Origin of the sequence: Neolewinella sp. (assembly GCF_965214665.1) — a bacterium.
Taxonomy (GTDB): domain Bacteria; phylum Bacteroidota; class Bacteroidia; order Chitinophagales; family Saprospiraceae; genus Neolewinella.
Genome location: NZ_OZ243970.1, coordinates 3,464,688 through 3,491,636, shown reverse-complemented (window position 1 = coordinate 3,491,636; position 26,949 = coordinate 3,464,688). Strand labels below are relative to the sequence as shown.

General features: G+C 59.9%; 25 protein-coding genes. 16 read left to right on the top strand and 9 right to left on the bottom strand.

Annotated elements, in window-relative coordinates; translation table 11 throughout:
- Window positions 1-5: 5 nt before the first annotated feature.
- From ACOOHD_RS14980 to ACOOHD_RS14970, 3 genes are read left to right on the top strand one after another with little or no spacing between them, the layout of a single operon-like run.
- Window positions 6-3,182: an efflux RND transporter permease subunit gene (locus ACOOHD_RS14980; protein WP_420458690.1), complete on the top strand. Its 3,177-nt coding sequence runs from the start codon at window positions 6-8 to the stop codon at window positions 3,180-3,182.
- Window positions 3,182-3,730 carry a 5' nucleotidase, NT5C type gene (locus ACOOHD_RS14975; protein WP_420458689.1) on the top strand — a complete coding sequence of 183 codons (549 nt, stop codon included), beginning with the start codon at window positions 3,182-3,184 and terminating at the stop codon, window positions 3,728-3,730. The genes ACOOHD_RS14980 and ACOOHD_RS14975 overlap by 1 nt, the downstream gene beginning before the upstream one ends.
- Window positions 3,727-4,119, top strand: coding sequence for a GtrA family protein (locus ACOOHD_RS14970; protein WP_420458688.1), 393 nt, complete (start codon window positions 3,727-3,729; stop codon window positions 4,117-4,119). The genes ACOOHD_RS14975 and ACOOHD_RS14970 overlap by 4 nt, the downstream gene beginning before the upstream one ends.
- Here ACOOHD_RS14970 and thrS read toward each other — a convergent pair.
- Both thrS and ACOOHD_RS14960 read right to left on the bottom strand, forming a co-directional pair.
- Window positions 4,114-6,033 (bottom strand): threonine--tRNA ligase, encoded by a 1,920-nt coding sequence (gene thrS, locus ACOOHD_RS14965; protein WP_420458687.1) that lies wholly within the window; start codon window positions 6,031-6,033, stop codon window positions 4,114-4,116. The two genes, ACOOHD_RS14970 and thrS, sit on opposite strands and share 6 nt — an antisense overlap.
- A gap of 88 nt (window positions 6,034-6,121) precedes the next feature.
- Window positions 6,122-7,711 carry a glycoside hydrolase family 32 protein gene (locus ACOOHD_RS14960; RefSeq protein ID WP_420458686.1) on the bottom strand — a complete coding sequence of 530 codons (1,590 nt, stop codon included), beginning with the start codon at window positions 7,709-7,711 and terminating at the stop codon, window positions 6,122-6,124.
- A gap of 120 nt (window positions 7,712-7,831) precedes the next feature.
- Between ACOOHD_RS14960 and ACOOHD_RS14955 the strand changes: the two genes are divergently transcribed.
- A complete protein-coding gene (locus tag ACOOHD_RS14955) occupies window positions 7,832-8,275 on the top strand; it encodes a TonB-dependent receptor plug domain-containing protein (RefSeq protein WP_420458685.1) in 444 nt (147 codons plus the stop codon).
- 127 nt (window positions 8,276-8,402) lie between these two features.
- Here ACOOHD_RS14955 and ACOOHD_RS14950 read toward each other — a convergent pair whose 3' ends face one another.
- From ACOOHD_RS14950 to ACOOHD_RS14940, 3 genes are read right to left on the bottom strand one after another with little or no spacing between them, the layout of a single operon-like run.
- Window positions 8,403-9,023, bottom strand: coding sequence for a DUF4230 domain-containing protein (locus ACOOHD_RS14950; protein WP_420458684.1), 621 nt, complete (start codon window positions 9,021-9,023; stop codon window positions 8,403-8,405).
- The gene (locus ACOOHD_RS14945) at window positions 9,024-9,887 is read right to left on the bottom strand and encodes a DUF3108 domain-containing protein (RefSeq protein ID WP_420458683.1); all 864 of its coding nucleotides are present in this window, start codon (window positions 9,885-9,887) and stop codon (window positions 9,024-9,026) included.
- Window positions 9,884-10,846: a lysylphosphatidylglycerol synthase transmembrane domain-containing protein gene (locus tag ACOOHD_RS14940; protein ID WP_420458682.1), complete on the bottom strand. Its 963-nt coding sequence runs from the start codon at window positions 10,844-10,846 to the stop codon at window positions 9,884-9,886. Before ACOOHD_RS14940 ends, ACOOHD_RS14945 begins: the two co-directional genes overlap by 4 nt.
- A gap of 469 nt (window positions 10,847-11,315) precedes the next feature.
- On the opposite strand from ACOOHD_RS14940, the gene ACOOHD_RS14935 reads away from it, so the two are divergent.
- Entirely contained in the window at window positions 11,316-12,344 is a 1,029-nt protein-coding gene (locus tag ACOOHD_RS14935) for an IS110 family transposase (RefSeq protein WP_420457795.1), read from the top strand.
- 235 nt (window positions 12,345-12,579) lie between these two features.
- A complete protein-coding gene (ruvC, locus tag ACOOHD_RS14930; RefSeq protein WP_420458681.1) occupies window positions 12,580-13,155 on the top strand; it encodes a crossover junction endodeoxyribonuclease RuvC in 576 nt (191 codons plus the stop codon).
- 24 nt (window positions 13,156-13,179) lie between these two features.
- Here ruvC and ACOOHD_RS14925 read toward each other — a convergent pair whose 3' ends face one another.
- The 3 genes from ACOOHD_RS14925 to bcp form a co-directional block, all read right to left on the bottom strand.
- Window positions 13,180-14,514, bottom strand: a complete 1,335-nt coding sequence (locus ACOOHD_RS14925) for an MFS transporter (protein ID WP_420458680.1) — start codon at window positions 14,512-14,514, stop codon at window positions 13,180-13,182.
- 148 nt (window positions 14,515-14,662) lie between these two features.
- Complete coding sequence (locus ACOOHD_RS14920) at window positions 14,663-15,289, bottom strand: LysE family translocator (protein WP_420458679.1); 627 nt, start codon at window positions 15,287-15,289, stop codon at window positions 14,663-14,665.
- Window positions 15,290-15,291: 2 nt separating this feature from the next.
- Window positions 15,292-15,747 carry a thioredoxin-dependent thiol peroxidase gene (gene bcp, locus ACOOHD_RS14915; protein ID WP_420458678.1) on the bottom strand — a complete coding sequence of 152 codons (456 nt, stop codon included), beginning with the start codon at window positions 15,745-15,747 and terminating at the stop codon, window positions 15,292-15,294.
- 53 nt (window positions 15,748-15,800) lie between these two features.
- On the opposite strand from bcp, the gene ACOOHD_RS14910 reads away from it, so the two are divergent.
- From ACOOHD_RS14910 to ACOOHD_RS14865, 10 genes are all read left to right on the top strand, one after another.
- The gene (locus ACOOHD_RS14910; protein ID WP_420458677.1) at window positions 15,801-16,010 is read left to right on the top strand and encodes a hypothetical protein; all 210 of its coding nucleotides are present in this window, start codon (window positions 15,801-15,803) and stop codon (window positions 16,008-16,010) included.
- 125 nt (window positions 16,011-16,135) lie between these two features.
- Entirely contained in the window at window positions 16,136-17,026 is an 891-nt protein-coding gene (locus ACOOHD_RS14905) for an ROK family protein (protein WP_420458676.1), read from the top strand.
- Window positions 17,027-17,104: 78 nt separating this feature from the next.
- On the top strand, window positions 17,105-17,317 hold the full coding sequence (locus ACOOHD_RS14900; RefSeq protein ID WP_420458675.1) for a hypothetical protein: 213 nt from the start codon (window positions 17,105-17,107) through the stop codon (window positions 17,315-17,317).
- Between the two features lie 239 nt (window positions 17,318-17,556).
- Window positions 17,557-18,804, top strand: coding sequence for an efflux RND transporter periplasmic adaptor subunit (locus ACOOHD_RS14895; protein ID WP_420458674.1), 1,248 nt, complete (start codon window positions 17,557-17,559; stop codon window positions 18,802-18,804).
- A 71-nt stretch (window positions 18,805-18,875) separates the two neighbouring features.
- Window positions 18,876-20,285 carry a TolC family protein gene (locus ACOOHD_RS14890; RefSeq protein WP_420458673.1) on the top strand — a complete coding sequence of 470 codons (1,410 nt, stop codon included), beginning with the start codon at window positions 18,876-18,878 and terminating at the stop codon, window positions 20,283-20,285.
- Between the two features lie 270 nt (window positions 20,286-20,555).
- Complete coding sequence (locus tag ACOOHD_RS14885; protein ID WP_420458672.1) at window positions 20,556-21,221, top strand: ABC transporter ATP-binding protein; 666 nt, start codon at window positions 20,556-20,558, stop codon at window positions 21,219-21,221.
- A gap of 178 nt (window positions 21,222-21,399) precedes the next feature.
- Window positions 21,400-22,749 (top strand): ABC transporter permease, encoded by a 1,350-nt coding sequence (locus tag ACOOHD_RS14880; protein WP_420458671.1) that lies wholly within the window; start codon window positions 21,400-21,402, stop codon window positions 22,747-22,749.
- 12 nt (window positions 22,750-22,761) lie between these two features.
- A complete protein-coding gene (locus ACOOHD_RS14875; RefSeq protein WP_420458670.1) occupies window positions 22,762-23,940 on the top strand; it encodes an ABC transporter permease in 1,179 nt (392 codons plus the stop codon).
- A gap of 70 nt (window positions 23,941-24,010) precedes the next feature.
- The gene (locus ACOOHD_RS14870; RefSeq protein ID WP_420458669.1) at window positions 24,011-24,400 is read left to right on the top strand and encodes a hypothetical protein; all 390 of its coding nucleotides are present in this window, start codon (window positions 24,011-24,013) and stop codon (window positions 24,398-24,400) included.
- 65 nt (window positions 24,401-24,465) lie between these two features.
- Window positions 24,466-25,809 carry a sigma-54-dependent transcriptional regulator gene (locus tag ACOOHD_RS14865; protein WP_420461437.1) on the top strand — a complete coding sequence of 448 codons (1,344 nt, stop codon included), beginning with the start codon at window positions 24,466-24,468 and terminating at the stop codon, window positions 25,807-25,809.
- Window positions 25,810-25,841: 32 nt separating this feature from the next.
- Here ACOOHD_RS14865 and ACOOHD_RS14860 read toward each other — a convergent pair whose 3' ends face one another.
- Window positions 25,842-26,912: a LacI family DNA-binding transcriptional regulator gene (locus tag ACOOHD_RS14860; RefSeq protein WP_420458668.1), complete on the bottom strand. Its 1,071-nt coding sequence runs from the start codon at window positions 26,910-26,912 to the stop codon at window positions 25,842-25,844.
- Window positions 26,913-26,949 lie beyond the last annotated feature (37 nt).

Here is a 26,949-nt window from a genome sequence, read left to right as displayed (position 1 = left end):
TCGTTATGAAAGGATTTATTCAGTACTTCGTCAAGTACCCCGTAGCGGCTAACTTACTGATGTTCGGCCTGCTCGTGATGGGGGGGCTGAGCCTGTGGCAGATGAAGTCGACCTTTTTCCCGGAGTTTCCGAGCCGGGTGATCAATATTCAGGTCATCTACCCCGGTGCCAGCCCCGAGGAGGTCGAGGAGGGCATCGTCAATAAAATCGAGGAGAATCTGAAGGGCCTCACCGGCGTGGAGCGCTACACCAGCGTCAGCTCCGAAAACAGCGGCCGGGTGACCGTGGAGGTGCTGAAGGGCTACGACACCGACCTGATCCTGCAGGACGTAAAGAACGAGGTGGACCGCATCAATAGCTTCCCGGTGGGTATGGAGCCGCCGGTGATTTTTAAGCAGGAGCAGCTGGGGCGGGCCATCACCTTTGCGCTATCGGGTCAGGGCGTGAACCTAGGCGCGCTCAAGACGGCCGCCCGGCAGGTGGAGGACGACCTACTGGCCATTGAGGGCCTCTCCAAGGTGGAGCTTTCCGGCTTTCCGGACGAGGAGATCGAGATCGCCTTTCGCGAAGAGGACCTACAGGCCTACGGGCTCACCTTTCAGGAGGCGGCCGATGCGGTGCGCCGCACGAACGTAGACATCACCGGGGGTACGGTGAAGGGCACGGAGGAAGAGCTACTACTGCGGGCCCGCAATAAGGAATACTACGCCGATGGGCTGAAGGACATCGTGGTGAAGACCACGCCGGCGGGTGGTACCGTACGCCTGAGTCAGGTGGCGACCGTACGCGATCGCTGGGCCGATCAGCCCGACCGGGCCTACCTGGACGGCACACCGAGCGTAAGTGTGGAGGTGCAGAACACCCTGGAGGAGGACATGCTCTTCATTACCGATGCGGTGAAGGAATACCTGGATAAGTTCAATGCGGAGAACACCAGCATCCAGGCCACAGTGATCAGCGACGCCAGCGTAACGCTGCGGCAGCGGATGCATACCCTACAGACCAACGGCATCCAGGGTTTTTTCATCGTGGCCATACTGCTAGCGGTGTTCCTGCACTGGCGACTGGCCTTCTGGGTGGCCCTGTCCATCCCCATCAGCTTCGCCGGTATGTTCATTATTGCCAATGCGCTGGACGTGACCCTGAACGTTATTTCCCTCTTCGGGATGATCATCGTGATCGGTATTCTGGTCGACGACGGTATCGTGATCGGGGAAAACATCTACAGCTACCACGAGAAGGGAATACCGCGCATCAAGGCCGCCATCACCGGCACGACGGATGTGCTCAGTGCGGTCTTCGCCGCGATCCTGACCACGGTGATCGCCTTTTCCAGCTTCTTTTTTATCGACGGCACACTGGGCGATTTTTTCCGCGAGATGGCCATCGTGGTCATTTTCTCGCTGATCTTTTCGCTGATTGAGGGCGCGGTGATCCTGCCCACTCACGTGGCCCACTCCCACGCGTTGGATAAGGGCGTGGAGCCCAACTGGATCCAGCGCAAATTCGATGGGCTGATGAACTTCCTGCGCGATACCCTTTATGCGCCGGTGCTGGCCTGGACGATGCGGTATAAGTTCATTACGCTGTCGCTCTGTCTGGCCGTGCTTTTTCTGAGTATTGGCGTCGTGCGGGCCGGTATTGTAAAGACTACCTTCTTTCCCATCATCGAGGGCGACGACGTATCGGTCACCCTGCAGCTACCCGCCGGTACGCCGGAGGAGAAGACCCAGGCCATCTTGGAGCGGATCGCCGCGGCCGCCGAGCGGGTCAACGAACGGATGAGTGCCGAGGTCTTCGACGACGGGCGGGAGCTGGTGGAGCGGATCGAAGTTAAGGTAGGCCCCACTACCTATCAGGGCTCGGCCACCGTGGCTCTACTACCCGGGGAAGAGCGGGGAGACGTGGCCCTCCGTGACGTACAAAACGCTATCCGCGACGAGGTGGGCCAGATCGACGAGGCGGAGATCCTGAGCTACGGCGGCCGCTCCTTCTTCGGTAAGCCCGTAAGCGTGAGCCTGGTCGGTAGTGATATCGAAGAACTGGAGAAAGCCACCGCCAAGGTCAAATTCGAACTGGAACAGATGGCCGAGCTCACCGACGTGGTCGACAACGATCAGGCGGGGCTGCGCGAGATTAATATTACCCTGAAGGAGAAGGCCCGTTATCTGGGACTTGACCTACAGGACATCGTCGGACAGGTACGCGCCGCCTTTTTCGGTGCCGAGGCCCAGCGGTTGCAGCGCGGCGAAGACGAGGTGCGTGTGTGGCTACGCTACGGCGAGGACAGCCGCCGCAGCATCGCCGACCTAAATAACATGCGCATCCGTCTGCCGAATGGGGGCGAGTATCCCATCAGCGAGATCGTCAACCTAGAACCCCAGCGCGGCGTGATTGCCATTAACCACACTGACGGCAAGCGGGAGGTGAAGGTCGAGGCCGACGTAGCCAACAACGCCGTATCGGTCACGGACGTCAATGCGCTGGTGAGCGAGGAGATCATTCCCCGTGTACTGGCCGACTACCCCGGCGTATCTACGGTCTCCGACGGGCAGGTGAGGAACCAGGAGAAGACGGCCGCCTCGGTGTCGATCGTACTACCGGTGGTACTGGCGCTGATGTTCTTCGTGGTGGCACTCACTTTTCGCTCCATCGGGCAGGCTTCGGTGCTGTTCTTCCTACTGCCCTTCGGCATCATCGGGGTGGTTTTTGGCCACTGGCTGATGGGCAAGCCGATCTCGCTGTTCTCCTTTCTGGGTATTATTGCCCTGGTGGGTATCATCGTCAACGACGGGCTGGTTTTCATCGCCACCTACAACGACAACATCCGCAGCGGCATGAGCATGATGGATGCGCTCAACGACGCGGGGCACAGCCGCTTCCGGCCCATCCTGCTCACCTCCGTGACGACCTTTGCGGGGCTAGCCCCCCTACTACTGGAAAAGAGCCGACAGGCGCAGTTTTTGATTCCCATGGCGGTATCGGTGGCCTTCGGTCTGCTGGCTTCTACGCTGGTCTTGCTGCTCCTCTTACCCTCCCTCATGGTGCTACTCAACCGCGCCCGCGTAGCCTGGCACCGCTCCACCAAGGGGGGCACGCCCGATTACCGTGAGGTGGAACCCGCCTATAAGGAATTGGAGGACGACGGCTTCGAAGCCGATACCAGAAAAGGAATCGTGTAATGCGTATCTGTATCGACATGGATGAGGTGATGGTAGACAACTACCAGCGCTACCACGAGCTGTACGAAACCCGTTACGGTAAGTCCATCGACCCGGCCACCTATGCCGGCAAGCGCATTTACGATCTTCCGGGCGTGGAGGGCATCCGCGAGGCACTGCACGAGCCGGGTTTTTTTCGTCACTTACCGGTGATGAAGGACGCCGGTGAGGTGGTGCGGGAGTTGTACGAGCGCTACGAGGTGTACATCGTCACGGCGGCCACCGAGTTCAAGCACAGTTTTACCGACAAGTGGGAATGGCTGGAGGAGCACATGCCCTTCGTGCACTGGGAGCGTATCGTCTTTTGCGGCAATAAGAGTATCGTACACGGCGACTACATGATCGACGATAAGGTGACCAATCTGGCCGGCTTCAACGGGCAGGGACTCCTCTTCACCGCGAGCCACAACGCCCTGCTCGACGCCGACTACCCGCGGTTTAACACCTGGCTCGAGATTCGCGACTATTTCCGTGAGTTGCACCGGGCGCAGCTCGCACAGGAAGGGTGAGAAAATACGCCCTCACCGGACTCATCGCCACAGCCATCAATTACGGCCTGTATCTGCTGCTGGTCGACCGCTTCCTGCCTCCGGTGCCCGCTACGGTCATTGCGTACTCCAGCAGTGTGGTGCTCAACTTTTTTCTGCAACGCTATTTCGTGTTCGAGCTTCGCCGCTCCCTGCGCTCCGCCTTTCTTCTCAGCATGGTAGTCAGCGTCGGTGGGTTACTGCTGGACGCGGTCATCGTGTATGGACTTCACTTCTTCCCCCTGCTCGGTGACCGGGAGTGGGGCATTAAGCTAGTGGCTACGGGGGTGGTGTTTTTTTATAATTATTTTGGAAAGCGGCGGGTGTTTGAGGGAAAACCACTCTGTGAAACTCCGTGGTCAAACCTATAGCTGCTCCTTAAAAAACTCCACAAACTCCCCCACCGACATCGCCCCCCGGTCCCCTTCCCCCTGCACCCGCACGGCCACCTGCCCGGACTCGGCTTCTTTCTCGCCGACTATGAGCATGAAGGGCACGCGCCGTAGCTCGGTATCGCGGATCTTACGGCCGATGGTCTCGTTACGGTCGTCGACGGCGCCGCGGATGTCGTGCTGCGCCAGTTCGGCGAGCACCTCCTCGCTGTAGGCATTGAACTTCTCGCTGATGGGCAAGATAGCGATCTGCTCCGGAGCTAGCCAGAGCGGAAACTTGCCGCCGGTGTGCTCGATCAGAATGCTGGTGAAGCGCTCCAGGGAGCCGAAGGGAGCGCGGTGGATCATCACCGGTCGGTGCGGCTGGTTGTCGGGGCCGATGTACTCCAGCTCGAACTTATCGGGGAGGTTGTAGTCTACCTGTACCGTACCGAGCTGCCACTGGCGGCCAAGGGCGTCGCGGACCATGAAGTCGAGCTTCGGACCGTAGAAGGCCGCCTCGCCGTAGACCTTAACGGTTTGCATGTCGATCTCGGTACAGGCGTCAATGATGGCCTGCTCGGCGGCATCCCAGTTGGCCTCGGAGCCGATGTATTTCTCGGGGGTCTCGGGGTCGCGCAGGGAGATCTGGGCGGTCACGTCGTCGAAGCCGATCATACCGAGCACCTCGCGCACGATATCGACTACAGCCAGGAACTCCCCCTTGACCTGGGAGGGCATGCAGAAGATGTGGGCATCGTCCTGGGTGAAACCCCGTACCCGGCTCAGGCCGTGGAGCTCGCCGGTCTGCTCGTAGCGGTACACGGTGCCGAACTCGGCCAGTCGGAGGGGCAGCTCCCGGTAGCTCCGCGGGCGGAATTTATACATCTCGCAGTGATGGGGACAGTTCATGGGTTTAAGCATGAACTCCTCGCCCTCCCGCGGGGTCTTGATGGGCTGGAAGCTGTCCGCGCCGTACTTCTCCCAGTGGCCGCTGGTCACGTAAAGCTCTTTTTTGCCGATGTGGGGGGTGACGACCTGCTGGTAGCCAGCACTTTCCTGCCGTTCCTTCAGGTAGTTGACGAGCCGCTCGCGCAGCTGCGCCCCCTTAGGGAGCCACATAGGGAGGCCGGCCCCGACCTTTTCGGAGAACATAAAGAGCTCTAGTTCCTGGCCCAGCTTGCGGTGGTCGCGCTGTTTGGCCTCCTCAAGCAGGTCTAGATATTCCTTCAATTCCTTGGCCTTAGGGAAGGAAATGCCATAAATACGGGTAAGCTGAGGCCGCTTCTCGTCACCCAGCCAATAGGCTCCGGCCACCTTCATTAGCTTGATGGCCTTGATGGCTCCCGTATTACTGATGTGGGGGCCGCGGCAGAGGTCGGTAAAGTTGCCCTGGGTGTAGAAGGTGATACTACCGTCGCTGAGTCGCTCCAGCAGTTCCAGCTTATAGGGGTCCTGCTTTTCCTCGAAGTAGGCTACGGCCTCGGCCTTGCTCACGTCCCTGCGCACGTAGTCGACCTTGCGGCGGGCTAGCTCCAGCATCTTCTCCTCGATGCGCGGTAGGTCTTCGGAGCTGATGGACCGGTCGCCGGTGTCGATGTCGTAGTAAAAACCGTTCTCCACGGCCGGACCAATGCCCAGCTTCACCCCAGGGTAGAGCTCTTCCAGCGCCTCGGCCATTAGGTGGGCGGTGCTGTGCCAGAAGGTCTCCTTACCCCCCTGATCGTTCCAGGTCAGCAGTTCCACGCGCGCATCCTGCTCGATGGGCCGGTTGGCGTCGATGATGGTGCCGTTGACGCGGGCACTGAGTACATTTCGGGCCAGTCCGGAGGAGATGCTCTGGGCCACGTCCATGGCGCTACTGCCGGCTTCGTATTGGCGGACGCTGCCGTCGGGGAGGGTGATGTCGATCATCGTAAACTCGTTTTTGACCTGCCTACAAGTGCAGGTTCGGGCCGCAAAAGTACGAACCACCCCCCTCTACGTTCTCTGCGGTGATAGTCTATCGTGTACTCCCCCAAATACTCCGCAACCCATAAATAGTTCCCTCCCCCTCCCCGATCAGCACCACCCGATCGAAGGGCTCCGTAGGAAAGACAATATCGGTCAGCACCGTAGCTCCCCCATCGGCAAACACCTCCACCGAGGCGCGGTCCAGGATGAGGTGCAGACGTAGCGTATCGGAATTGCTAATGCGCGGCGCCCGGTGCGGTGCCAGGGCAAAGCGATCCGAAAAGTCGTTAGGCCCCGCCCCCCGTCGGTCAGTATAAAACGTCTTTGTCTGCGCATCGTAGCCCACCTGTAGCGTTTCCCCCGCTATATTCCGTAGTTCTACACCCAGGGTGTCCGCCACATCGTCGTCGAGGACGTACATAAGTTCGAGTTCAAAAGCCCCCGAGCTCAGGTTCTTCAGCTGGTGTTCCCCGTGGAACACTTGCGCTTCCCTCCGTAGCTGAGTCAATTCCTCAACGGGCGAGGAATACACCCGGTAACCCTCCGGCGTCTGGTGTAAACTCAGCGTTCTAGGTACCGTCATTGCCCCCCGCCATACCGTAGTCGGCACGTCACGCGCGTACGCCCAGTTGCTCATCCAGCCCATGAACAGCCGGCGGCCATCAGTGTCCGGTATGTTCGCCCAGCTCACTCCGGCGTAGTTGTCGCGGCCGTAATCGAGCCAGACGGCATTGCTATTCCTTACTTCACCGGCAAAGGTGGGGTCGAGGGTGAAGGCGGTCCCGTCGAAATTGCCGACGAAGTACTGGGTGGCCGAGCCACCATTGGGTCCGCCGGGATTTATACTCACCAGCAGTACCCACCGCGTTTCCCCGGTCTCCACAATTTGTAGGGGGAAAATATCCGGGCACTCCCACACCCCGCCGTGCCCGCCTATGTCCTGGCCAAATGCACTCAGCCGCTCCCAGTCGATCAAATTATCACTGCGCCAGAACAGCACCCGATCCTGGGCGGCAAATACCATCAGCCACTGTTCCCGCTCGGCGTCCCACACCACCTTCGGGTCGCGAAAGTCACGGATGGCCGCTGTATTTGGGATCACCGGGTTGCCGGCATACTTCGTCCAGCTGCGCCCCCGGTCATTGCTGTAAGCGATGCCCTGGTACTGGAAATCGTCGTGGCCGGCTTTTTCCAGTGGATCGTTGTGGTAGGTGAAAATGGCGACCAGGGGGTCTTTTCCAATTTCGCCTAGCCCACTGGTGTTTCCGTGATCTACTACCGCGCTGCCCGAAAAGATCCAGCCTAGGGAGTCGGGGTATAAGGCCAGGGGTAAGTGCTCCCACTCCACTAGATCCCCACTCACCGCGTGCCCCCAGTGCATCGGTCCCCAGACGTTGCTGTCGGGGTAGTACTGATAGAACAGGTGATACTCCCCCTCGTGATACACCATCCCGTTGGGGTCGTTCATCCACTGGGTGGGCGGGGAGAAATGGACCTGCGGCCGGTAGGGCTCGTCGTATTCCATAGCAGTCCGCAGATCGTCCGGAGCAGGGGTCACCTTTTGGGTCACCGTGCCCCCGCAGGAAGTCAGCAGAAGAGACAGGCCCAGCGCAAGCAGAAGGGGATGAACGAGCGGCATATGTCGGAGACGTTGGTCCCGTCTAAGATAGGCTACCGATTACTCAGACGTCTGCCGTAGGTCACAAAGCCCGCCCCGCGTTCGTTATCTTTAGACGTTCGATCAAGCAATACCTTCATTATGCGATTTCCACGCTACCTCGTGCTGCTACTCCTGGGCCTCAGCGCCTGCACCCCCACCGCTCCCCGCTCCACCCAGCAGCAGGACAATGCCCGCGCCCGCCGTGCCATCGAGTCCTCCCAGGGCAGTAACACCGTGGCAGTCAATACCGCCGAATCTGGAGCCGACCTGACCTCCTACCTGCGCCGCGTCTCCGGCGTCTCGGTCCGTGGGGAGGGTGCCGACGCCACCATCCGCATCCGCGGCGATATGAACTTCAACTCCGACGCTACCCCCCTCTTTGTCGTCAACGGAACGATCCTGGGCAACAACTTCGGCTCGGTATACTCCACCATTGACGTCAATGAGATTGCCCGCGTGCGGGTGCTCAAAAACGTGAGCGATACCAACTTGTACGGTATGCAGGGGGCTAATGGGGTGATCGAGATTAAGCTGCGTAAATAGCACTCGGCGCTACGCGCCTCGTGAGAAATCAACCACAGAGGGCACGGAGAACACAGAGGTGTTTCTGAAGACGCCTCTGTGGCCCTCTGCGTCCTCTGCGGTTCAAAAATTCAGCAGCGGAGCTGCCCTACTCAGTGGGCTGTATACCATTACCCTCCACCACCACCGTATACCCTGCACTGGTAGCCAAGTACTCGATCCCCGCGATCACCCCATCCCCCTGCGCCCGGGCCCGCTCCAACAGGTTACTCGCCAGGGCCTCATCCCGCAGCCGCTCCTTCGCCCGCCGGTTGAGCCGGCTGTAGTCCTCGGCACTGAAGGTATTGAACCAGCTTTCGTCCAGGTCGCGGTAGATGAGCTCGTGGTCAATAGCTAGGATCTCCGGCTCCGGCAAATTGCGCAGGGTGAGCACCCGCCGGTCGGGGTCGATGGAGATGTCCAGTCGCTCCAGGTCGTAACCCACCAGCACCGTACCGCGCACCTCCACCGTAGCCTTCTTGTCGAAGGAAAAGCGGGAGGGCAGCGGCAGGTACAGCGTTACGTTGCGCGAGGAGGTGGAGCTGAATAGCTCGTTCACGTCGCCCTCTACGGTCACCATCTTCATCACGTTGCGGACCCGCTCGAGCAGCACGGTGGCCTCCTCGTGTACCTGCTGCTCCCGCTCGTGCGACTGCCACAGCGACAGTGCCGCCATTCCGAGCACGAAGGCCAGTACCATGCAGAGCAGCAGGAGTAGGGTGCGGTTCATCTAGTCGAGTTTGGCCTCCATGGGGTAGCGTAGGCCCTTGTAGGAGTGCAGTACCGCCTTGACGCTACCCACTGTGACGGGCGATTCGATCAGCAGCGGGATCTTATTATCGTCGTCGCTTACGTAAATCTTCATCTCGTCCCCCTCCTTAAAGAGCTCACCGGTAATGAGCTGGGGGCTAAAGCGTAAAGTGTTGTAGCGCCCACTCCCCTTGATCTTCACATCCTCCTCGGGGCCCAGGTAGCGGATCTTGAGGGGGTGCATCTCCTGGTCCATCAGGATTTTGATCGGTATCTCCTGCCCGCGGTCCAGTCTGTCGTAGTCCAGGTTGCGCGCAAAGTAGATCATCGAGATCAGGTCGTGCATGCAGGGGTCCACGTCCATGTACTTGGCCTTGGTATCCTGCCGGGTCTTACCGCGGTAGCTCACGATGCGCTGCTCATCCTGGTAGAACTTGGTGCGGTCGTACTTCTGGTACCCCCCCTCATATATGTCCTTAATGTGCAGCTGCGGGAGCAGGGTTTCCTTGTCCAGGTAGCTGGTATAGTTGTCCTTGACCTGATAGAACCACTCATAGCTGGGGTAGGTCTGCCCAATCACGTTTACGCGGTACTGGTGGGGCAGGTCATGCACATTAAAGGTCACCTCTCCAGCGGCCAGCCACACGAAATTCCAGTTGTAGTACAGCTTGTACACGATCTGCTCCCCGGCCTGAAAGGTGGTATTACGGATTGAACACACGCTCTGCGTCTCCGTGGGCGGGGCCGCCGGTGCAACCGCGGGCGAACGAGCAGGATCATCCCCCCAGCCCACCGGTAGCGCCAGCAGGAAGAGCATACAGTATTTGAGGAAGACCGAATTCATCTTTTTCTGTTTTTCCGCACGATCAGCCAGTAACCGGGCAGGGAGGGCAGTAACACGTTAACGCTAAATAGGGCGGTATATGCGGCCAGTACCGCCACGCCGTCCACGGCATCCACCTGCCAGAGCAGCAGCCCCAGTTCGGTGCGGGTCACGAAGTTCAGCCCCGGGGGTAGCGGAATGCCCGCCTGCACCAGGTAGATCGCCGCGATCCCGGCCAGCCCTACCCCCAGCGGCAGTTCTAACCCAAAGAACCATAGCAGCAGGTAAAGTTGTACGCAGTAAACGCTAAAGCGCAGGCAAGCGTAGACGCAGGATCGCGCCATTAGCTTAAACTTAACGTTCGTAAGCGCCGTTCGGATCGCTGCCGTAGGCCGCCCGCTGCGATGCTCCACCCAGCGCAACCCCCTCAGCACGAGCGGTTTACCCCCGAGCGTCACCGCCACGACCACCCCGGGGCCCAGTAGCGTCAACGACCAGCCCAGCCCTTCCCAACTACCCCGCACCTGCGTGTAGCGCCCTATGGTATAGACGAGCGCCGGCCACGCCAACAGCAAAAAAGCTACCCACTGACACACACTACCCAGTAGCGAAGAGGCCACTACCCCCCCGTATTCTCCGCGCCGCGCCAGGAGCAGCCGCCCGCCAATCTCCCCGATCCGGTTCGGCGTAGCCGCACTCACACTCACCCCCGCCACCGTAGCCCGCAGCACCCGCCCGAACGGCCAGACCAGAAACGGCCGCAGCAGCAACTGCCACTTACGCGCCTCCAGCCACCAGTTCACCGGCATCAGCGCCACGGCCAGCAGCAGGTACCGCCAGTTGCCCGGCCGCCCCAGCGCCTGCACGAACGCCCCCCAGTCCAGCTGCCGCCCCACCCGCACACACTGGTAGGCAAAAACCAGCCCCACGACTACCGCCAGCACCCGCAGCCCCCACCGCCGCACGGCCGGCCCCGGCATGTACCGTGCTATGTCTATTCCTTCGATTTCGCAAAAGTACCACCCCCTTCACCGTCAGGTGAAGGCCCCTCCGTGGCTTGCACCAGGCTTAGATTAGGGGCCCCTCCCCCTAATCACGCGTCCCCCTGCTGAGGCTACCACACCTCCAACGACGGCTCTGTGAAACCTCCTTTAGGTTTGCACTAGCCGTTTTCACCCCACTTTTTTCCCCAGTTCAAGGGAGTGAAACTGGCCGCGCCGCTCCCAAAAGCGGCGGCGCGGCTAGTTTTACGGCTATTCACTAACCGCAAAAGGCAGCGGCCGGGGTAAAGCGTGTGAACCTCTGGATCGTAGAATCCGTCGCAGATTTTCCACCCCGCGCCGCTGTTTGGTTGCTGTAGCTCGTATAGCAATCTGGGTCCTGAGAACCCGCTAATTGAGGAGATGAGCTAGCTACCAAACTGCCTTCTGCACAATGCCTTTCAAAGATATGCATTTTAACTATTTTCTGGGCTGGGATGTCAGCAAAGCTACCCTGGACTATTGTGTGCTGGACCGGCAGGGCCAAGCGGTGGACCGCGGTAACATCGCCAATGAAGTACCCACTATCCGTAAGTTCTTTAAGCGCCTGTGCACCCAGCTGGGTGCGGCGGCCTGCAACATCCTGCAGTGCGTAGAAAACACGGGGGTCTACACTCATCCCTTATTACTCGTTATGCACCGGGCTACTGATGAGGCCGCCCCCTTTTTGTGGCGCGAGGATGCCCTACAGATCAAACTCAGTAGCGGGCGTCAGAAGGATAAAACCGATGCCGGCGATGCCTTGACCATTGCCCGCTACGCCCTGAGGCATCAGAACGATGCCCGGGCTTATACCCTGCCTGCCAAGCAGTTACGTCAGGTGCGCCAATTGCTCCAACTACGCCGCAGCCTGCTTAAGGGGCTCACCGCCCTGGAGGTATCCTACCGTGAACTCAAGGCCTATGCCCTCTACCCCCTGGACACGACCGGCGCACGCATCATCCGCCGGCAGGTGCAGCAGATGAAAAAGAACCTAGCCGAACTCGACGCTCGCCTCACCGCCTTGATCCAGGAAGATGAGCAGATGCGTCGGCTGTACCGCATCACCCAGTCCGTGCCCGGCATGGGCCCGAAAAACTCGCTCGTCGTCCTAGCCCTGACGGAGTTGTACCAAAAGATCCCTACCGCCCGGGCCTGTGCCAGCTACGCCGGTATCTCGCCCCATACCTACCAAAGCGGCAGCAGTGTGCGGCGGGGGCCACGTACCTCAAAGGCCAGTAGCGCGGAGCTCAAAACGGCTATCCATCTGGGGGCCATGAGTTTGATCAAACACGACAACCTGTACCGCCAGCTCTACGATCGGTTACGCGCTAAGGGCAAGGCCCATCTGTCCGCGATCAATGCGGTAAGGAACAAAATGCTGCGCGTGCTCTATGCCTGCATCGAAAAAGACACACTTTACCAAAAAGAACGCCATGTAAGCTTGCATACTCCATAGCAATCTGTGAGTTCCTCCGTGCAGGCTGTAAGCCGCTCGGTGGTGAGTTTGCCGCCTACCACACTCCACACTCCACACCTCACCCCATCCTCCAAATAGTTGAACCCCCCCCCAAACCAAAAAATTTGTTCCCCTCCCAAAATTCCCGCTACCTTACACCGGCGAAATGTACCCTCGGCTGCGGCAAACACGTTGCACCCCTCGTTCTTACTCACTCAAAAAACCCCCGGCCCCCGTGGCTACGAAATCTGCTCCCGAACCGGCCGTGTACCGCATCCTGGGTGTCGACCCCGGCACCGTAGTACTGGGCTTTGCCGTAGTCGAGGTACATCCCCGCAGCCGCCGCATCGTCGAGCTCGGCGTGCTCAAGCTAGCGCAGTTCCGGGACCACAGCCGCCGCTTGGAGACCATCCACCGCCGCCTCACCCAGGTGATCGGCGAGCACAACCCCACCATCATGGCCATCGAGGCCCCCTTCTTCGGTAAGAACCCCCAATCGATGCTCAAACTCGGCCGCGCCCAGGGCGTCTGCATGGCCGCCGCCATCGGCCAAGGGCTGGAGGTCACCGAGTATGCCCCCCGCAAGATCAAGCAGAGCGTGACCGGCAACGGCAACGCCAGTAAGGAGCAGGTTGCCGCCATGCTCGAAAATGAATTCGAGCTCGATAGCAGCCGCCACTTGGCAGATGCCACCGACGCCCTCGGCGCCGCCATGTGCCACTACTACCAGAACCGCACCGCTATCCCCGGCGGCAAGCGCTTCAGCGGCTGGGAAGGCTTCATTCAGGCCAACGCTAGCCGCGTCCGCTAACCCACGACTGCGTAGCAGTCCCCCTTATTCGACCCCGAACGAAGTTCGGGGCTGCAGGGAAGGCCCCGCCCGACCCAGCAGAAAAGAAAGCAGAAAGATCACGAACACCAGCCCCCCCGCAAAGTAAAACACCTGCGGCCCCAGCGAGGCATACAGCGTACCCCCGCCGATCAGCCCCAAAATACTCGCCAGGCTCCCCATGCTGTTCGCGTAGCCCTGCACCGCCCCCTGCTGTGACTTCGGACCGGTACGCCCCAGAATAGACAGAAAGCTCGGCCACATCGTACCATTACCCAGCGCCAGAATGATGCCACCGGCGTACACCCAGAAGCTCTCCGCCCGCGGGAAAAAGAGAAAGCTCACCGCCAGCAGAAAGGCCCCGGCGATGACCAGCGTCTTATCCTCCGTGCGCGCCGAGAGGTACGACAGCACCGGCCCCTGGGTCAGTACCATCACCCCGCTAGTCACCGCAAAAAAGATCCCCAACTGCCCCGAGTCCCACCCCAGCTGGCCCGAGGCCAGGATCGGCAACCCCGAGTAGAAAAAGCTGAAGCCGAAGAAGGTGAGGAAGTAGATCAGGAACAGCAGTGGCACCCCGCCGATACCCAGGATGGTACGCAGCCCTCCGGCCGGTTGCTTTTCATCCTGGTCGTAACAGTCCTTGTGCTCCACCCCGGCCGACTTTTGTAGCCAGCGCGGATTATCCTCCTGGTTTTCCTGCTTTACCGGCTTCGGATTGCTCTCCGGTAAGTAGAAGTAAATGGCGAACACTGCCACCAGCGACACCAGAGCCGCCACGATCACCGGCAGCAATTCTCCTAACGCCGTGGCCCCCAGCAGCCCAGCCGCCGCCGGCCCGATCACGAACCCCAAACTCGTACTCGAACCCAGCTTTCCGAAGTTCGCCTTCCGATTACTATCGTCACTAATGTCGGACATGTACGCATTAGCCACCGATACGTTCCCGCCCGTGAGTCCGTCTAGCGCCCGGGCAATAAGTAGTAGTACCAACGGTAGACTGATCGAAAACGCCCCCAGCACCGCACTATCTACCGCCGCTAATTGCCGCACCGGCAGCAGCAGACTCACGATGAAAAGACACCAGGCCAAGAAAGTCCCGATCTGCGACACCAGCAGCGCCCGCCGCCGGCCCACCGCATCGCTCCACCGCCCCAGCAGCGGCGCTCCGATCAACTGAAAGGCCGGATAGATCGCCCCCACAATTCCGTACACGAACGCATTGCCCCCAAACCGCTCCACCAGGAACACAAGGATCGGAATGATGAGGCTATACCCCAGAAAGCCAATAAAATTGACTAACAGTACGGGAAACACAGGGACACTCTGCTGGTCAGCCATACCCACCTAACTGTGCATCTTCCCACTTCGTTCCGCCCGCACCCCCGATAGCTATCGGGGCCCCGCCCCCCTGCTATACCTACCCCACAACCGCGTAGCAGTTCCCCCGCCCCGACCCCGAACGCAGTTCGGGGGCTGTAGCCCTAGGCTACAGCCAGACCCGCACCCCCAGCACCACCCCAAACATCCCCAGCGCCACCGCCCCCAGCCGCTGCGCCCGCAGCAGCATCGCCGGCCGCAGAAACGCCCGCAGCTTGCGCGCACCGAGCACCTTGGCCGAGTCGGCCAGCACGATGGTACCCATAATGCCGCCGTAGATCGCCAGCGCCTCCACCCCCAGCAGCGCCCGGTTATGCACCTGGGTCACCACGAGGGTCGACCAGAAGAAGGCCGTGAAGGGATTCAGGGTATTAACGAGAAAACCCTGCACCCAAGCACTGGCCAGCCCCTGCCGTGTCGGAAGGATTTTCTTCCCCTTAATGCTTGGCGGCTTACGGTACCATATGACCAGTCCCACCCCGATCAGTAGCACGGCCCCCACCGAGCCCAACACCTCATTCAGATAGCGATACTCCAGGATACGCTCCAGCCCCTCCAGCCCGAAGTGGGAGGCCGAGATGTAAAGTAGATCGCTCGTCCAGATACCGGCCGCCGCCGCAAAGCTCGCCAGGGTGCCCCGCCGCAGACTTAGCTGGATCAGTAGCACCACCAGCGGTCCCACTAGCAGCGACAGCAGCAGACCCGCCCGTACCCCTTCCCAGAAGTACCCCAGCAAAGCTAGGCAGCCAGTAACTGCCCGGCGTGATCCTTGGTGTTCACCTTAGTGATTACGCGCTCGATCTTACCCCCGGTGTCGATGACGAAGGTGGTACGGTGCACCCCGTCGTACTCCCGGCCCATGAACTTCTTCGGGCCCCAGACGCCGTAGGCCTCCATGATGCTGTGGTCCTCGTCGGCGATAAGCGGCATCGGCAGGCCGTACTTCTCGATGAACTTCTGGTGCTTTTTAGGGCTATCCGGACTCACGCCCAGCAGCGCAAAGCCTTCCTTCTTCAGCGTATGAAACTCGTCGCGCAGACTACAGGCCGCGGCGGTACAGCCCGGCGTATCGTCTTTGGGGTAAAAAAACAGCACCAGCCGCCGGCCGGTATAGTCGGCCAGGGAGGTGGTCGATCCGTCCTGGAGGGTACCGGTAAAGTCGGGTGCCCGGTTGCCCGCTTGCAGTGTCGTCATGCCTGCTGAAACAAGCCCCCCCACACGGGGTTCAGAAGGGCAAAGGCCCCACCATGCCCACCAGAACTCTACTCTTCGGTATTGCCGTCATTGTCCTGGCCGTGCTCATCTACCGGCCCATCCTGCGCATTGCCCGCGAGGATATGGCGGCCCGGAAGCGGGCGGGCTACAGTAATTCGTACGTTTACGCCATTCTGCTCTTTCCCATCCTGGGCCCACTGGTCTACCTGCTAGTACGTCGGCTGATGCTACCACAGTCGTGACAGGTGGGCTGCGTCATCTGGGGTACGCGTAATTAGGGGGAGGGGCCCCTAATTTAAGCTAGATGTAAGCCAGGTGCAAGTTAAATCGGAAAGGTGCGACGTACATTACCGCAAAGCAAGCTAACATGAAATTCGGTATCGACCTGGGGGGCACCAAGATCGAAGGGGCTGTCCTGGACGACGCCGGCAAGGTGCTCGAGCGCCTCCGCATCCCCACCGAGCGGGGGGGGGGCTACGATCACATCATCAATCGCATTGCCCGGGTAGTGACCGAGCTGGAAGAGGCTACCGGCACGACGGCCGAGCACATCGGCATGGGCACCCCCGGTACCATCGATCCGCCTACGGGTCTGATGAAGAATAGTAACACGGTCGTACTCAACGGTAATTCCCTCGGCCGCGACCTGGAGCACCTCACCGGCAAGCGCTTCACCCTGGCCAACGACGCCAACTGCCTGGCCATCGCCGAGGCCCTACTCGGAGCTGTACCCGCCGAAGTACCCGATGCGCGGGTCGTCTTCGGCGTCATCCTCGGCACTGGCACGGGCGGCGGGGTGGTCGTCGACGGCCGCGTCATCGGCGGGGCACAGGGCATCGGGGGCGAGTGGGGCCACACCTTTCTCGACCACTCCGGCGGCTACTGCTACTGCGGCCGCGTGGGCTGCACGGAGCAGATACTAGCCGGCCCCGCCCTGGAACGCTACTACCTGCGTATGAGTGGCGTGTCTCGGAGTATGCGCGAGATCGTACCCCGCTACCGCGCCGGCGACGACCCGGCCGCCACCCGTACCCTGGAGCGCTTCTTCCACTTCTTCGCCAAGGGCCTGGCTAACATCATCAACGTCCTCGACCCCGACGCCGTCGTGCTCGGCGGCGGCCTCAGCAACATCGAGGAAGTATACACGGAGGGCGTGGACCGGATCGCCGAGCACCTGTTCAATCCACGGCGGGACACGCCCATCCTTCGGCCGCGGTTGGGGGACTCGGCGGGGGTGTTTGGTGCGGCCCTACTATAGTACAATGCTGCCTCCGGCAGCGCCAGCAACATGCAGCCTCTGGCTGCGCTTATAGATTATCTAGCGTAACTCTGACTTATGATTATCCGGCTCAACATACTACGGGAGCGGGCCATGCAGGTGATCCAATACCTCGAAGCAGTGAACGATGTAGAGATTGTTCAGGAATCAACCGAGCCGGAGGCGGAGGGAGCAAGGCGAAAATCATGGATCGGGGTTATCAAAGAGCCGAGCCAGGAACTGCTAGACTACGCCGATGAGGTAAGAGGAGAGTGGGATCGTTCGGGTTGAAAGGTCGAGCGGCCTCTGGCCCGAGCCTGTATCATCCGCGCGAAGTGGCGCAGCCACTTCTCCTGCTGCACGTCTCTGCTCGGGCCAGAGGCCACTCGACCTTTGTAAGCGACCAAATTTCCGTCAACGATACCGCACACCCCCCGTCCGATTCCGAACACATGTAATAATTCTACCTACGTAATGTGCTGATTATAAGTACTTAATTTTCCTGGCACGATTCCTGCTCCCCCACCAGCATGGATCGTACCCTCGACACCAAGACCGTCACCCGCCGCCGCCGCAAGAAGCTACTAAGCTGGCTGGCCGCCATCGTGTTACTGGGTGCCGCCGTCTGGTACGGGCTGCGCCTGCTGCGCCCCTCGGCCGACGAGGATACCCTCCGCTTCGCCACCGTAGAGCGCGGCGAGGTGGTCAATACCGTCAACGCCACCGCCCTGGTGTTGCCCGCCTTTGAGGAGCAGCTCAACAGCCCCGTTGCTACCACCATTGATGAGGTGCTCCTTACGGCGGGGACGCAGGTGCAGGCGGACGCCCTGATCATGCGGCTCGACCGCGACTACGTCCAGTTGCAACTAGACGGCCGTCGCGACCAGCTAGCCGTGAAGGAAAATAGCATCGGACTCCTCGGCCTCGAATACGAACGCGACCTGCAGGAGCTCACCTACGACACCGAGATCAAAAAGCTCGAACTCGCCGCCGCCCGCGCTCAACTCGCCGATGCCCGTCGCCTGCTAGAGATCGGCGGGGCTACCCAGGAGGAGGTGGAATCCGCCGAGTTAGCCGTCAAAATTAGCGAGCTGGAGGCCAAAAAACTCGGCAACCAACTCGCCTATAGCCAGAACAGCCTGGCCGGCCGCAAGCGCGCCCTCCAACTCGAGGTGGGCATGGAAGAAAAAGAGGTAAGCCAGCTCAGCCGCCGCCTCCGGGAAACAGAAGTCCGCGCCCCCCGCGCCGGCGTAGTCACCTGGGTGAACGAGAACATCGGCCAGCAGGTCACCGAGGGCACCGCCCTGGCCCGCATCGCCGACCTCGGCCGCTATAAAGTAGAGGGCAGCGCCTCCGACCGTTACGCCGACCAGCTCGCCGTAGGCCTACCCGTGGAACTGCGCACCGCCACCGCCCGCCTCACCGGGACCGTCACTGCCATCCTGCCCGAGGTCACCGATAACCTGGTCCGCTTCCGGGTGGAACTTGACGACCCCAGCCACGAAGAACTGCGCCCCAACCTACGCGCCGAGCTCTACGTCATCACCAATAAGGTAGAGGATGTACTGCGCGTCAAGAACGGTCCGGCCTTCCGGGGCGGACGCCTACAGTCCGTCTTCGTAGTCAACGGCGAGGAGGCCACCCGCCGCGAGGTAGGCGTAGGCATGCGCAACGGCGACTTCGTAGAGATCACCAGTGGGCTCACCGCCGGCGACCGCATCATCATTTCCGACAGCGAGGAGCTGGAACGGGTCACCGCCTTCAAACTGGAAGAATGATGCTCCGCCTCCGTCCTAGCCTTTTCCTCCTTCTACTCTGCACCAACTGTTGGTCACAGGACCCTGCACCCGTGCCCACAGTAGGCGCCCAGACGATCACACTAGGAGAGCTGCAGCAACGGGCTGCCGAGAAAGCCGAAAGCGTACTCATTGCCACCCAGCAAGCCGAAGCCGCGGAGCTGGAACTAGACGCCTACCGCGCCGGACTACGCCCCCGCCTCGACCTGGCCGCCACCCTGCCCAACTACTTCCGTACCTCGACGCAGGTGACGCTGGACGACGGGTCGATCGCCTTCCGCGAGATCGAGCTCAACAACTCCTCCGTATCGCTGCTGGCCAACCAACGCATCGCCGCTACCGGCGGACTCATCGGACTAGAAACTGCCCTACAACGCACGGATAACTTTGCCCAATCCTCGAAGAGCTACAACGGGGCCCCGGTGCGCCTGACCTTCCGCCAGCCGATCCTGGCCTTCAATCCCTGGCGCTGGGATCGTCGCCTGCTGCCCCTCCAGGCCCAGCTCACCGACCGCGCCCGCGACGCCGCCCGCGCCGATGCCGCCCTGGATGCTACCGACCTCTTCTTCGACCTGGTGAGTGCCGACCAGGAGCGCCGCATCGCCGAAACCAACCGGGAGGCTAACCAGACGCTGTACACCATTGCCCAGGAACGCTACGAACTAGGACAAATCAACCGCGGTGACCTAGTCCAACTACAGCTTGAACTAGCCAGCGCCGAGCAGAACCTGCTACGGGCCGAGCGCCTAGTAGGGGCGGCTTCAGCCGCCATCCTGCAATATCTAGGAGAAGCTTATACCGGTCAACTCCTAGAACCCGAAACGCCCGCCGCCACCGCCGCCCTTACCGACCTGGACGTAGCCGCCGCCCGCGCCACCACCCTACTTGCCGAGCGCCCCGAACTGCTCGACGTGGCCCGCCGCACCCTCGAGGCCGGGCGCAACGCCGACCGGATCAGGCGCGACCTCGGCCCCCGCCTCGACCTCGACGCCAGCATCGGCCTGATCCGCAACGCCGACGCGCTCGACCCCATCTACAGCGATCCGCAGAACGAGCGTATCGTGAGCCTCACCTTCGCCGTGCCATTGGTCGACTGGGGCCAGCGCCGCGCCCTCAACAAACGCGCCGCCACCGAGCTCGCCCTGGCGCAGCAACTCGGTCAACGCATTGAAACGAACCTCCAGAGCCAGCTCACCCAGCTCCTCGATCAGTGGCGCACCGTACGCGAGGAGCTCGTGCTGGCCACCCAGATCCGTGACCTTGCCGAAGAACGCTTCCGCATCAGTCAGGAAAGCTATACCCTCGGCGCCATCCCGCTCACCGACCTCACCTTCGCCCAGCAGAACCGCGACCAGAACACCCGCGCTTACGCCGAAACCCTCCGCGCCTACTGGCTCACCTACACGAATCTGGAACGGCTTACGCTGTGGGACTTTCGGCGGGATAAACCCTTGTACGAATGAGTTGGGGTTGTTGGGTTTGGGGTTGTTGGGTTCGGGAGTTGTTGGGTTGTTGCGTGACGGTCGGGATAGGCGGCAAAGGCGTAGCAGGCGGCAGAAACGTGACAAACGGCACAGGGGGCGGGGCCGCAGGTGCAGTACAAGCGGAGACACCAGCACGAGCGAAGCGAGCATTGCCACTAATACAACAACTCCACAATGCAACAGCCCAAACCGAGCGAAGTGAGCATTCCTACAAACGCAACAACTAAAAAACGTAACAACGCAACAACCATGATAGAGCTAACCAACGTCTCCAAATCCTACCGCACCGACACCATCGAGACCCTCGCCCTACAGCGCATGAATCTGAGCGTGCCGGACGGCGAGTTCCTAAGTATCATGGGCCCCTCGGGCTGCGGCAAATCTACCCTGCTCAATATCATGGGACTGATCGACGAGCCAAGCGAGGGCAGCGTAGTGCTGGCCGGGCAGGAGGTGACGCGCTACAACGGCAGCAAGGTGGCCCGCTTCCGCAACGAGCAGCTGGGCTTCATCTTTCAGAGCTTCCACCTCATCAACGACCTCTCGGTGGTAGATAACGTGGAGCTGCCCCTGCTGTACCGCAGGACGAGCGGTAAGGAACGCCGCCGACTTGCCCTCGCAGCCCTCGAACGCGTGGGCCTCAGTAACCGCGCCACCCACTTTCCGAACCAGCTCAGCGGCGGACAAAAACAACGCGTCGCCATCGCCCGCGCCATCGTCGGCCGCCCCAATATCATCCTGGCCGACGAGCCTACCGGTAACCTCGACAGCCACATGGGCGACGAGATCATGGACATCCTTACGCGGCTGAATACCGACCTCGGCACGACCATCGTGATGGTGACCCACGATGAGCGGATGGCGCGGAAGACACACCGGCTGGTACGGCTTAGTGATGGAGAGCGGGTGAGTTGATTTACGATGTACGATTTACGACGTACGATTGGTGATTTAGCTACCGCAAGTGCCATTCACCAGCTGCGCCGACTCACCTACAAAGTGCGGTAGCCACGAGCGCAGCGAGCAAACCGTAGCGGCAGCAAATCGTAAATCGTAAATCGTACGTCGTAAATCGTAAATCACAACCAAAATAATGAATACCGATATGATTAGAAATTATCTCCTCCTCACCCTAAAGGTCCTCCGCCGCAAGCCCTTCTACACCTTCGTGAGCTTGTTTGGGATCAGCTTTACGCTGATGATTTTGATGTTGATTACTTCGATGGGGGATGCGCTGTTTGGGGCAAATCCACCGATGACGGACGTGGATCGGATGGTATTTTTACAGAACGTAGAGCGCTATACGCCGAGTTACGATACTACGTACACTTTAGATTCGGTGCTCATGGATACGGGGGTGATGCGGTACGATTCGAGCCCCGTGGTGACGGAAGGTAATAGCAGAACGATGAACAGCGGCTCGGCCAGTTTTCACTTTCTAAGTAATCAACTCCAGAATTTAGAGGATGTCTCCGATCACGCTTTCTATTCCGACGGAAGACCGATGGATATCTACCTGGATGGCCGGAAAATAAGCTTCGCGACCACTTATGTAGATGCTGATTATTGGCGAGTATTCGACTTCACTTTTCTCAGCGGGGCTCCCTTCGGGCAAGATGATATCACGCAGGCTAATAAAGTAGCCGTCATGACTGACCGCGCCGCCCGGGAGTACTTTGGAAAGGAACCTGGGTTGGTGATCGGTCAAGAGATAGATCTAGGCGGAGAGAAATTCAGGGTGGTGGGTATAGTGGCTCGTCCGTTAATGGACCATCCCGCCATCCTCGCCGGTGTGTACCTGCCGCTTACTACAATCGACAGCAAAGTGTTTGATAGCAAAGAAATATACGGCCCGTTCCGGGCGACGTTCAAAGCAACTAGTCCGGCCAAAAGAGCTTCTGTCGCCAATCAGCTAGCCTTCATCGCTGAAAACTTCGAAATGCCACCGGAGGAGCAGTTCGAGCGGCTAGGATTGAAGGGGTTTACACGAGTACAAGATTTTGCTGGAAACTTGGCTGGAGTGGATGATGAAGACCCCGATCTAGCGGTATACACCCTGTTTGGTCCTATCCTAGCTATCCTGCTACTGTTCATATCACTGCCCCTTATTAACCTGGTCAATCTCAATATCAGCCGCGTAATCGAGCGTAAGTCTGAGATTGCGGTACGCAAGGCCTTTGGGGCGGATAGTAAAAACATACTGTACCAATTCATCTTCGAAAATCTCGTGCTCACCTTCATCGGTGGGGCGGTTGGCTTGCTATTGGCCTACGCAATTATTCAATACAACAATACCAATGACCTGCTCGGCGGGTTACGTCTGGCGTACACTCCGCGAGTGTTTTTTTACTTCATGCTATTAATTCTGGTGTTCGGTCTGCTTTCGGGCCTGCTGCCAGCCTACCGAATGAGTCGCACCAATATTGGTGACGCATTACGCTAAATTATGCTACCCATGCTTAAGCACCTACTGAAATTGATGTGGAACAAGCGCAGAGCGAATAGTATGCTCTTTCTGGAGATTCTGTTAGCCTTCATCGTACTCTTCGCAGTATACGCGTTCGGCATCTATAATCTGGAGCGATACAGCTCGCCCCTCGGATTCAATTACGAACAAAGCCTAAGGGTGCAGCTTGACCTTAATGACGACCTCGACTCCGCTGGTGTACTCGCCATTCAGGAGCGCATCAGGACAGAGTTGCTCACCCTCCCCAGCGTTGCCGATGCTGCCTTTATCGGCTTCGTGGCTCCGTTCCTTAATAACACCTGGTACAATGGTAACGATGATAATGGCTACGAATTAGGCACAATGGGTTTCTTTGCCGACGAGCACTACGCTAGTACCGCCGAACTTCAACTACGCGAGGGCCGCTGGTTTGAGGCTGGAGACGCTAACGCGAAGTACACCCCCATCATCGTCAACGGTGCCTTTGCGGATGAATTTTACCCCAATACGACAAGTCTACTGGACACCATTTTGAAACTCGAAGGCGATAACAAAATCATCGGGGTTGTCGAAGACTTTAAGTACAGTAGTAACTTTGCCGAAGCCTCACCACTCACCTTCTTCTATCAGCGTAATGGTGACTACGCCAAAAATCCATACGAAAGCCTGATTGTGCGTACCAAACCAGGGCAGACCGCCGCGGTGGAAGAACCAATTTACAATATGCTGACCAACATCACCGGCAATACGGACGTGGTGATCGAAAACCTGGCCGGTGCCCGCATACAGGCTAACCGGCCGACCATTATCCCCCTAGTCATCCTCACCACCATCTCCGCCTTCCTCCTAATAAACATCGCCCTCGGCCTCTTCGGCGTCCTCTTCACCCAGATCAACCGCCGCCGCGCCGAGATCGGCCTGCGCAAAGCAATGGGTGCCACGCCCGGTGAGGTCACCGCACAGTTTGTCGGCGAGGTACTCATCGTCACCGTAGCCGGACTGCTACTCGGCACCTTCTTCGCCGTACAGGTACCCCTTCTAGAGCTACTGCCCATACCCGGCAAGTACTTCTACTTCGGCATCGGGGCGGCCATCGCTACTATCTTACTCATCGTCACCCTTTGTGCCCTCCTCCCCAGCCGACAGGCCGCGCGGCTCCACCCCGCCGATGTCCTCCACGAGGAGTAATTGTCGTCGGCCGAGGCTTGCGTAGCTTGGCTCGTCCGCCGACAGTTATAGTCATTAAACAGTACCATACATGAAACCGCTACTTATTGCCATTGCTTTATTGCTCTGCACCTGCGCCCTCGCCGCCCAACAAGAGCGCCGCCACGTACAGGAAAGCGAACATGAAGACAGCTACTTTTTCCGCGTCCGCCTCGATCCGGGCAAGTCCAGCGAGTTGATGCACTGCATGAATCAGGTCACGGACAACAACATCAACGTTCACATGCGCGGCGACCTGACCACCAATATCGACGAGCACGCCACCCTGCACATTGACACCCATGACCGTACCCTGATCATCGAGCACACTGGCGACCAGCCTGAGGAACGCAAACGTGTAAAGGAAATCGTAGCACGGACTAAGCAGTGCCTGGACATCCAGGCTACTCCTCCGCCTCCTCCCCATAACGAGCCCCGATAGCTATCGGGGGAGCAGAGACGCTAAATGGTAAATGGTACTTGGTAAACGGTAAATTGTAATCCCCCCTGCCCTCCGTATTAATCATCGACGACGACCGCACCGTCTGCACCAGCCTCGAGCTCCTGCTCCGCCGGGCCAGCCACACGGTACGCAGTATTTACTACCCGGAGGAGGCACTAGCGGCAGTGAGTGAGTTCCAGCCCGACGTGGTGCTGCTCGACCTCAACTTCACCATCGAGACCAGCGGCCGCGGCGGCATGAAACTCCTACGCGAACTCCTGGCGGCCCACCCCGAGCTACCCGTCATCCAGATGACCGGCTGGGCCACCGTACAACTGGCCGTGGAGGGCATGAAGGCGGGCGCGCGCGACTTCATCGCCAAGCCATGGGATAACCACGAGCTGCTCAATGCGATAAATGCACAACTGGGTAGGGGCGGGGCCGCAGGTGCACCGCGATCGGAAAAGCTAGCAGACCCATTCGGCTCCATCACCGGCACCTCGCCCGCACTACGGCAGGTCATCGAACAGGCCCGGCGCGTAGCCCCCACCCAGGCCTCCGTTCTTATTACGGGCGAGAGCGGCACCGGTAAGGAACTCATCGCCGAGGCCATCCACGCGGCCAGTAAGCGTGCTCGCGGTCCTTTCGTGGCTGTGAACCTGGGCGGCGTACCGGAGGGGCTGTTCGAGTCCGAGCTGTTCGGGCACAAGGCCGGGGCCTTTACCGATGCACGTACCGACCGCAAGGGGCGCTTCGAGCTGGCGGAGGGCGGCACCCTGTTTTTGGACGAGGTGGGCGACCTGGCCCCCGCCGCTCAGGTGAAGCTACTGCGGGTGCTACAGGAGCGGCAGTACGAGCGACTGGGGGAAAGTAAGCCACGGCCCACCGACGTACGCATCCTCAGCGCCACCAGCCGCAACCTGGATGCAATGGTGGCCGCGGGTACCTTCCGTGAAGACCTACTCTACCGTATCAACCTCATCCACCTCCACCTACCCGCCCTGCGCGAGCGGCCCGAAGACATCACCTCCCTGGCCGAGCACTTCCTGACCAGTGCCCGCCGCCGCTATGAGCGCCCGAAGCTCAAACTCCCCAACGAGGCGGTAGCCTGGTTACGCCGCCAGCCCTTTCCCGGTAACGTCCGCCAGCTCCAAAACCTGATCGAGCGCACCGCCATCCTGAGTACTGAGGATACTTTGAGCGTGGAGCAACTCGAACGGCAGTCGGGTGAGCGGTCCACGGCGACCAATTTCGCCCCCTCTGGCGTAACCCTGGAGCAGATGGAGATCCGGATGATCCGCGCGGCACTGGGTAGGAATGGCGGCGAGATCACGGCTACGGCCCGGGAGCTGGGGCTAACGCGGGCGGCGCTTTACCGGCGGGTGGAGAAGTATGAGATTGAAACTTAGGGCTGTGGGGCATCGGTGGACTAGCAGCGATTTCATAACCGGCCTGTGGTACTTGCCTCTACTATCCTTTCTCTAGTTCCCACCGAAGAGCCCCGCACGATGAGCTCCGCCGGCAACGTCACCTGTACCGGCTCGGTAGTAGTCTTCCCCTTCTGCTTGAGCAGCAGCAGCAGCATGATGCGCATCAGCTCCTCGGCCAGCTGTTGCATGGGCTGGGCGACGGCCGAGATGGTAGGCGTGTTGATGCGGAACAGGTCGTTGTCGTCAAAGGTGAGAATGCCTAACTCGGTGATGGACTTGCTACCCGGCTCCTTGATGATCTCCAGTCCGCTCTGCGTAAGGTAGTTGGTGGAGAAGAAGACCGCATCGAGGGCATCATTAGTGGAGAAATGCGTGCGGATCAGGTCCTTAGCCCGTTCGGAATAGGTATCGGCAAAGGGGACGCGCAGGATATTCACCGGCAGTCCGGCCGCGGTGATCGCATCGGTGTAGCCGCGGCTGCGGTCCAGCATCTGCACCTGCTCCACGTCGGTAGTGACGAAGGAGATGTGGCGGTAGCCGCCAGCGATGAGGTGGCGGGTAGCGTTGAGGGAGGCCGCGTAGTTATCGATGACCACGTAGCTGGTCTTCAGGTCCGGGAAGTAGCGGTCAAAGAGGATGACCGGCACCCCGCTTTTCACCAGACTGGCTACCTCGTCGCGGATGCCGCTGGAGGGGATGAGGATGAAGCCATCCACCTGCCGGTCGAGAAAGAGGGTGATAAGGTCGCGCGAGCGGGCATCGTCGTTCTCGTTGCTACAGAAGATGACGCGGTAGCCCCGCTCGTGGGCGATCTCCTCGATGTAGCGGCCCACGTGGCTGAAGAAGTAGTTGCTGATGTCCTCCACCATGAAGACGAGGATCTTGGTACTGCCCGTACGCAGGCTGCGGGCCAGCATGTTGGGCTTGTAGTTGATCTTCTTGGCGTAGGCGGTGACCCGCTCGATCATTTCGGCGGAGATCTTTTTCTCTGGGCCCTTGCCATTGAGTACGAAGGAGATGGTGGTGGGAGATACGCCGAGCGTCCGGGCAATGTCCTTGATCGAATGGCGCTTGGTGGGCATAGGCCTACAGACTATTTGTCCAGGGAACGCTGTAAAA

Bases quoted from the DNA above. Each gene is read 5' to 3' on its own strand.
- ACOOHD_RS14910 (WP_420458677.1), top strand. From the start codon at position 15,801: ATGCCCACCAGAACTCTACTCTTCGGTATTGCCGTCATTGTCCTGGCC.
- ACOOHD_RS14880 (WP_420458671.1), top strand. From the start codon at position 21,400: ATGAATACCGATATGATTAGAAATTATCTCCTCCTCACCCTAAAGGTC.
- ACOOHD_RS14955 (WP_420458685.1), top strand. From the start codon at position 7,832: ATGCGATTTCCACGCTACCTCGTGCTGCTACTCCTGGGCCTCAGCGCC.
- ACOOHD_RS14860 (WP_420458668.1), bottom strand. From the start codon at position 26,912: ATGCCCACCAAGCGCCATTCGATCAAGGACATTGCCCGGACGCTCGGC.
- ACOOHD_RS14940 (WP_420458682.1), bottom strand. From the start codon at position 10,846: ATGCCGGGGCCGGCCGTGCGGCGGTGGGGGCTGCGGGTGCTGGCGGTA.
- ACOOHD_RS14870 (WP_420458669.1), top strand. From the start codon at position 24,011: ATGAAACCGCTACTTATTGCCATTGCTTTATTGCTCTGCACCTGCGCC.
- ACOOHD_RS14950 (WP_420458684.1), bottom strand. From the start codon at position 9,023: ATGAACCGCACCCTACTCCTGCTGCTCTGCATGGTACTGGCCTTCGTG.
- ACOOHD_RS14980 (WP_420458690.1), top strand. From the start codon at position 6: ATGAAAGGATTTATTCAGTACTTCGTCAAGTACCCCGTAGCGGCTAAC.
- thrS (WP_420458687.1), bottom strand. From the start codon at position 6,033: ATGATCGACATCACCCTCCCCGACGGCAGCGTCCGCCAATACGAAGCC.
- ACOOHD_RS14875 (WP_420458670.1), top strand. From the start codon at position 22,762: ATGCTTAAGCACCTACTGAAATTGATGTGGAACAAGCGCAGAGCGAAT.
- ACOOHD_RS14960 (WP_420458686.1), bottom strand. From the start codon at position 7,711: ATGCCGCTCGTTCATCCCCTTCTGCTTGCGCTGGGCCTGTCTCTTCTG.
- ACOOHD_RS14975 (WP_420458689.1), top strand. From the start codon at position 3,182: ATGCGTATCTGTATCGACATGGATGAGGTGATGGTAGACAACTACCAG.
- ACOOHD_RS14905 (WP_420458676.1), top strand. From the start codon at position 16,136: ATGAAATTCGGTATCGACCTGGGGGGCACCAAGATCGAAGGGGCTGTC.
- ACOOHD_RS14925 (WP_420458680.1), bottom strand. From the start codon at position 14,514: ATGGCTGACCAGCAGAGTGTCCCTGTGTTTCCCGTACTGTTAGTCAAT.
- ACOOHD_RS14945 (WP_420458683.1), bottom strand. From the start codon at position 9,887: ATGAATTCGGTCTTCCTCAAATACTGTATGCTCTTCCTGCTGGCGCTA.
- ACOOHD_RS14935 (WP_420457795.1), top strand. From the start codon at position 11,316: ATGCATTTTAACTATTTTCTGGGCTGGGATGTCAGCAAAGCTACCCTG.
- ACOOHD_RS14895 (WP_420458674.1), top strand. From the start codon at position 17,557: ATGGATCGTACCCTCGACACCAAGACCGTCACCCGCCGCCGCCGCAAG.
- bcp (WP_420458678.1), bottom strand. From the start codon at position 15,747: ATGACGACACTGCAAGCGGGCAACCGGGCACCCGACTTTACCGGTACC.
- ACOOHD_RS14885 (WP_420458672.1), top strand. From the start codon at position 20,556: ATGATAGAGCTAACCAACGTCTCCAAATCCTACCGCACCGACACCATC.
- ACOOHD_RS14900 (WP_420458675.1), top strand. From the start codon at position 17,105: ATGATTATCCGGCTCAACATACTACGGGAGCGGGCCATGCAGGTGATC.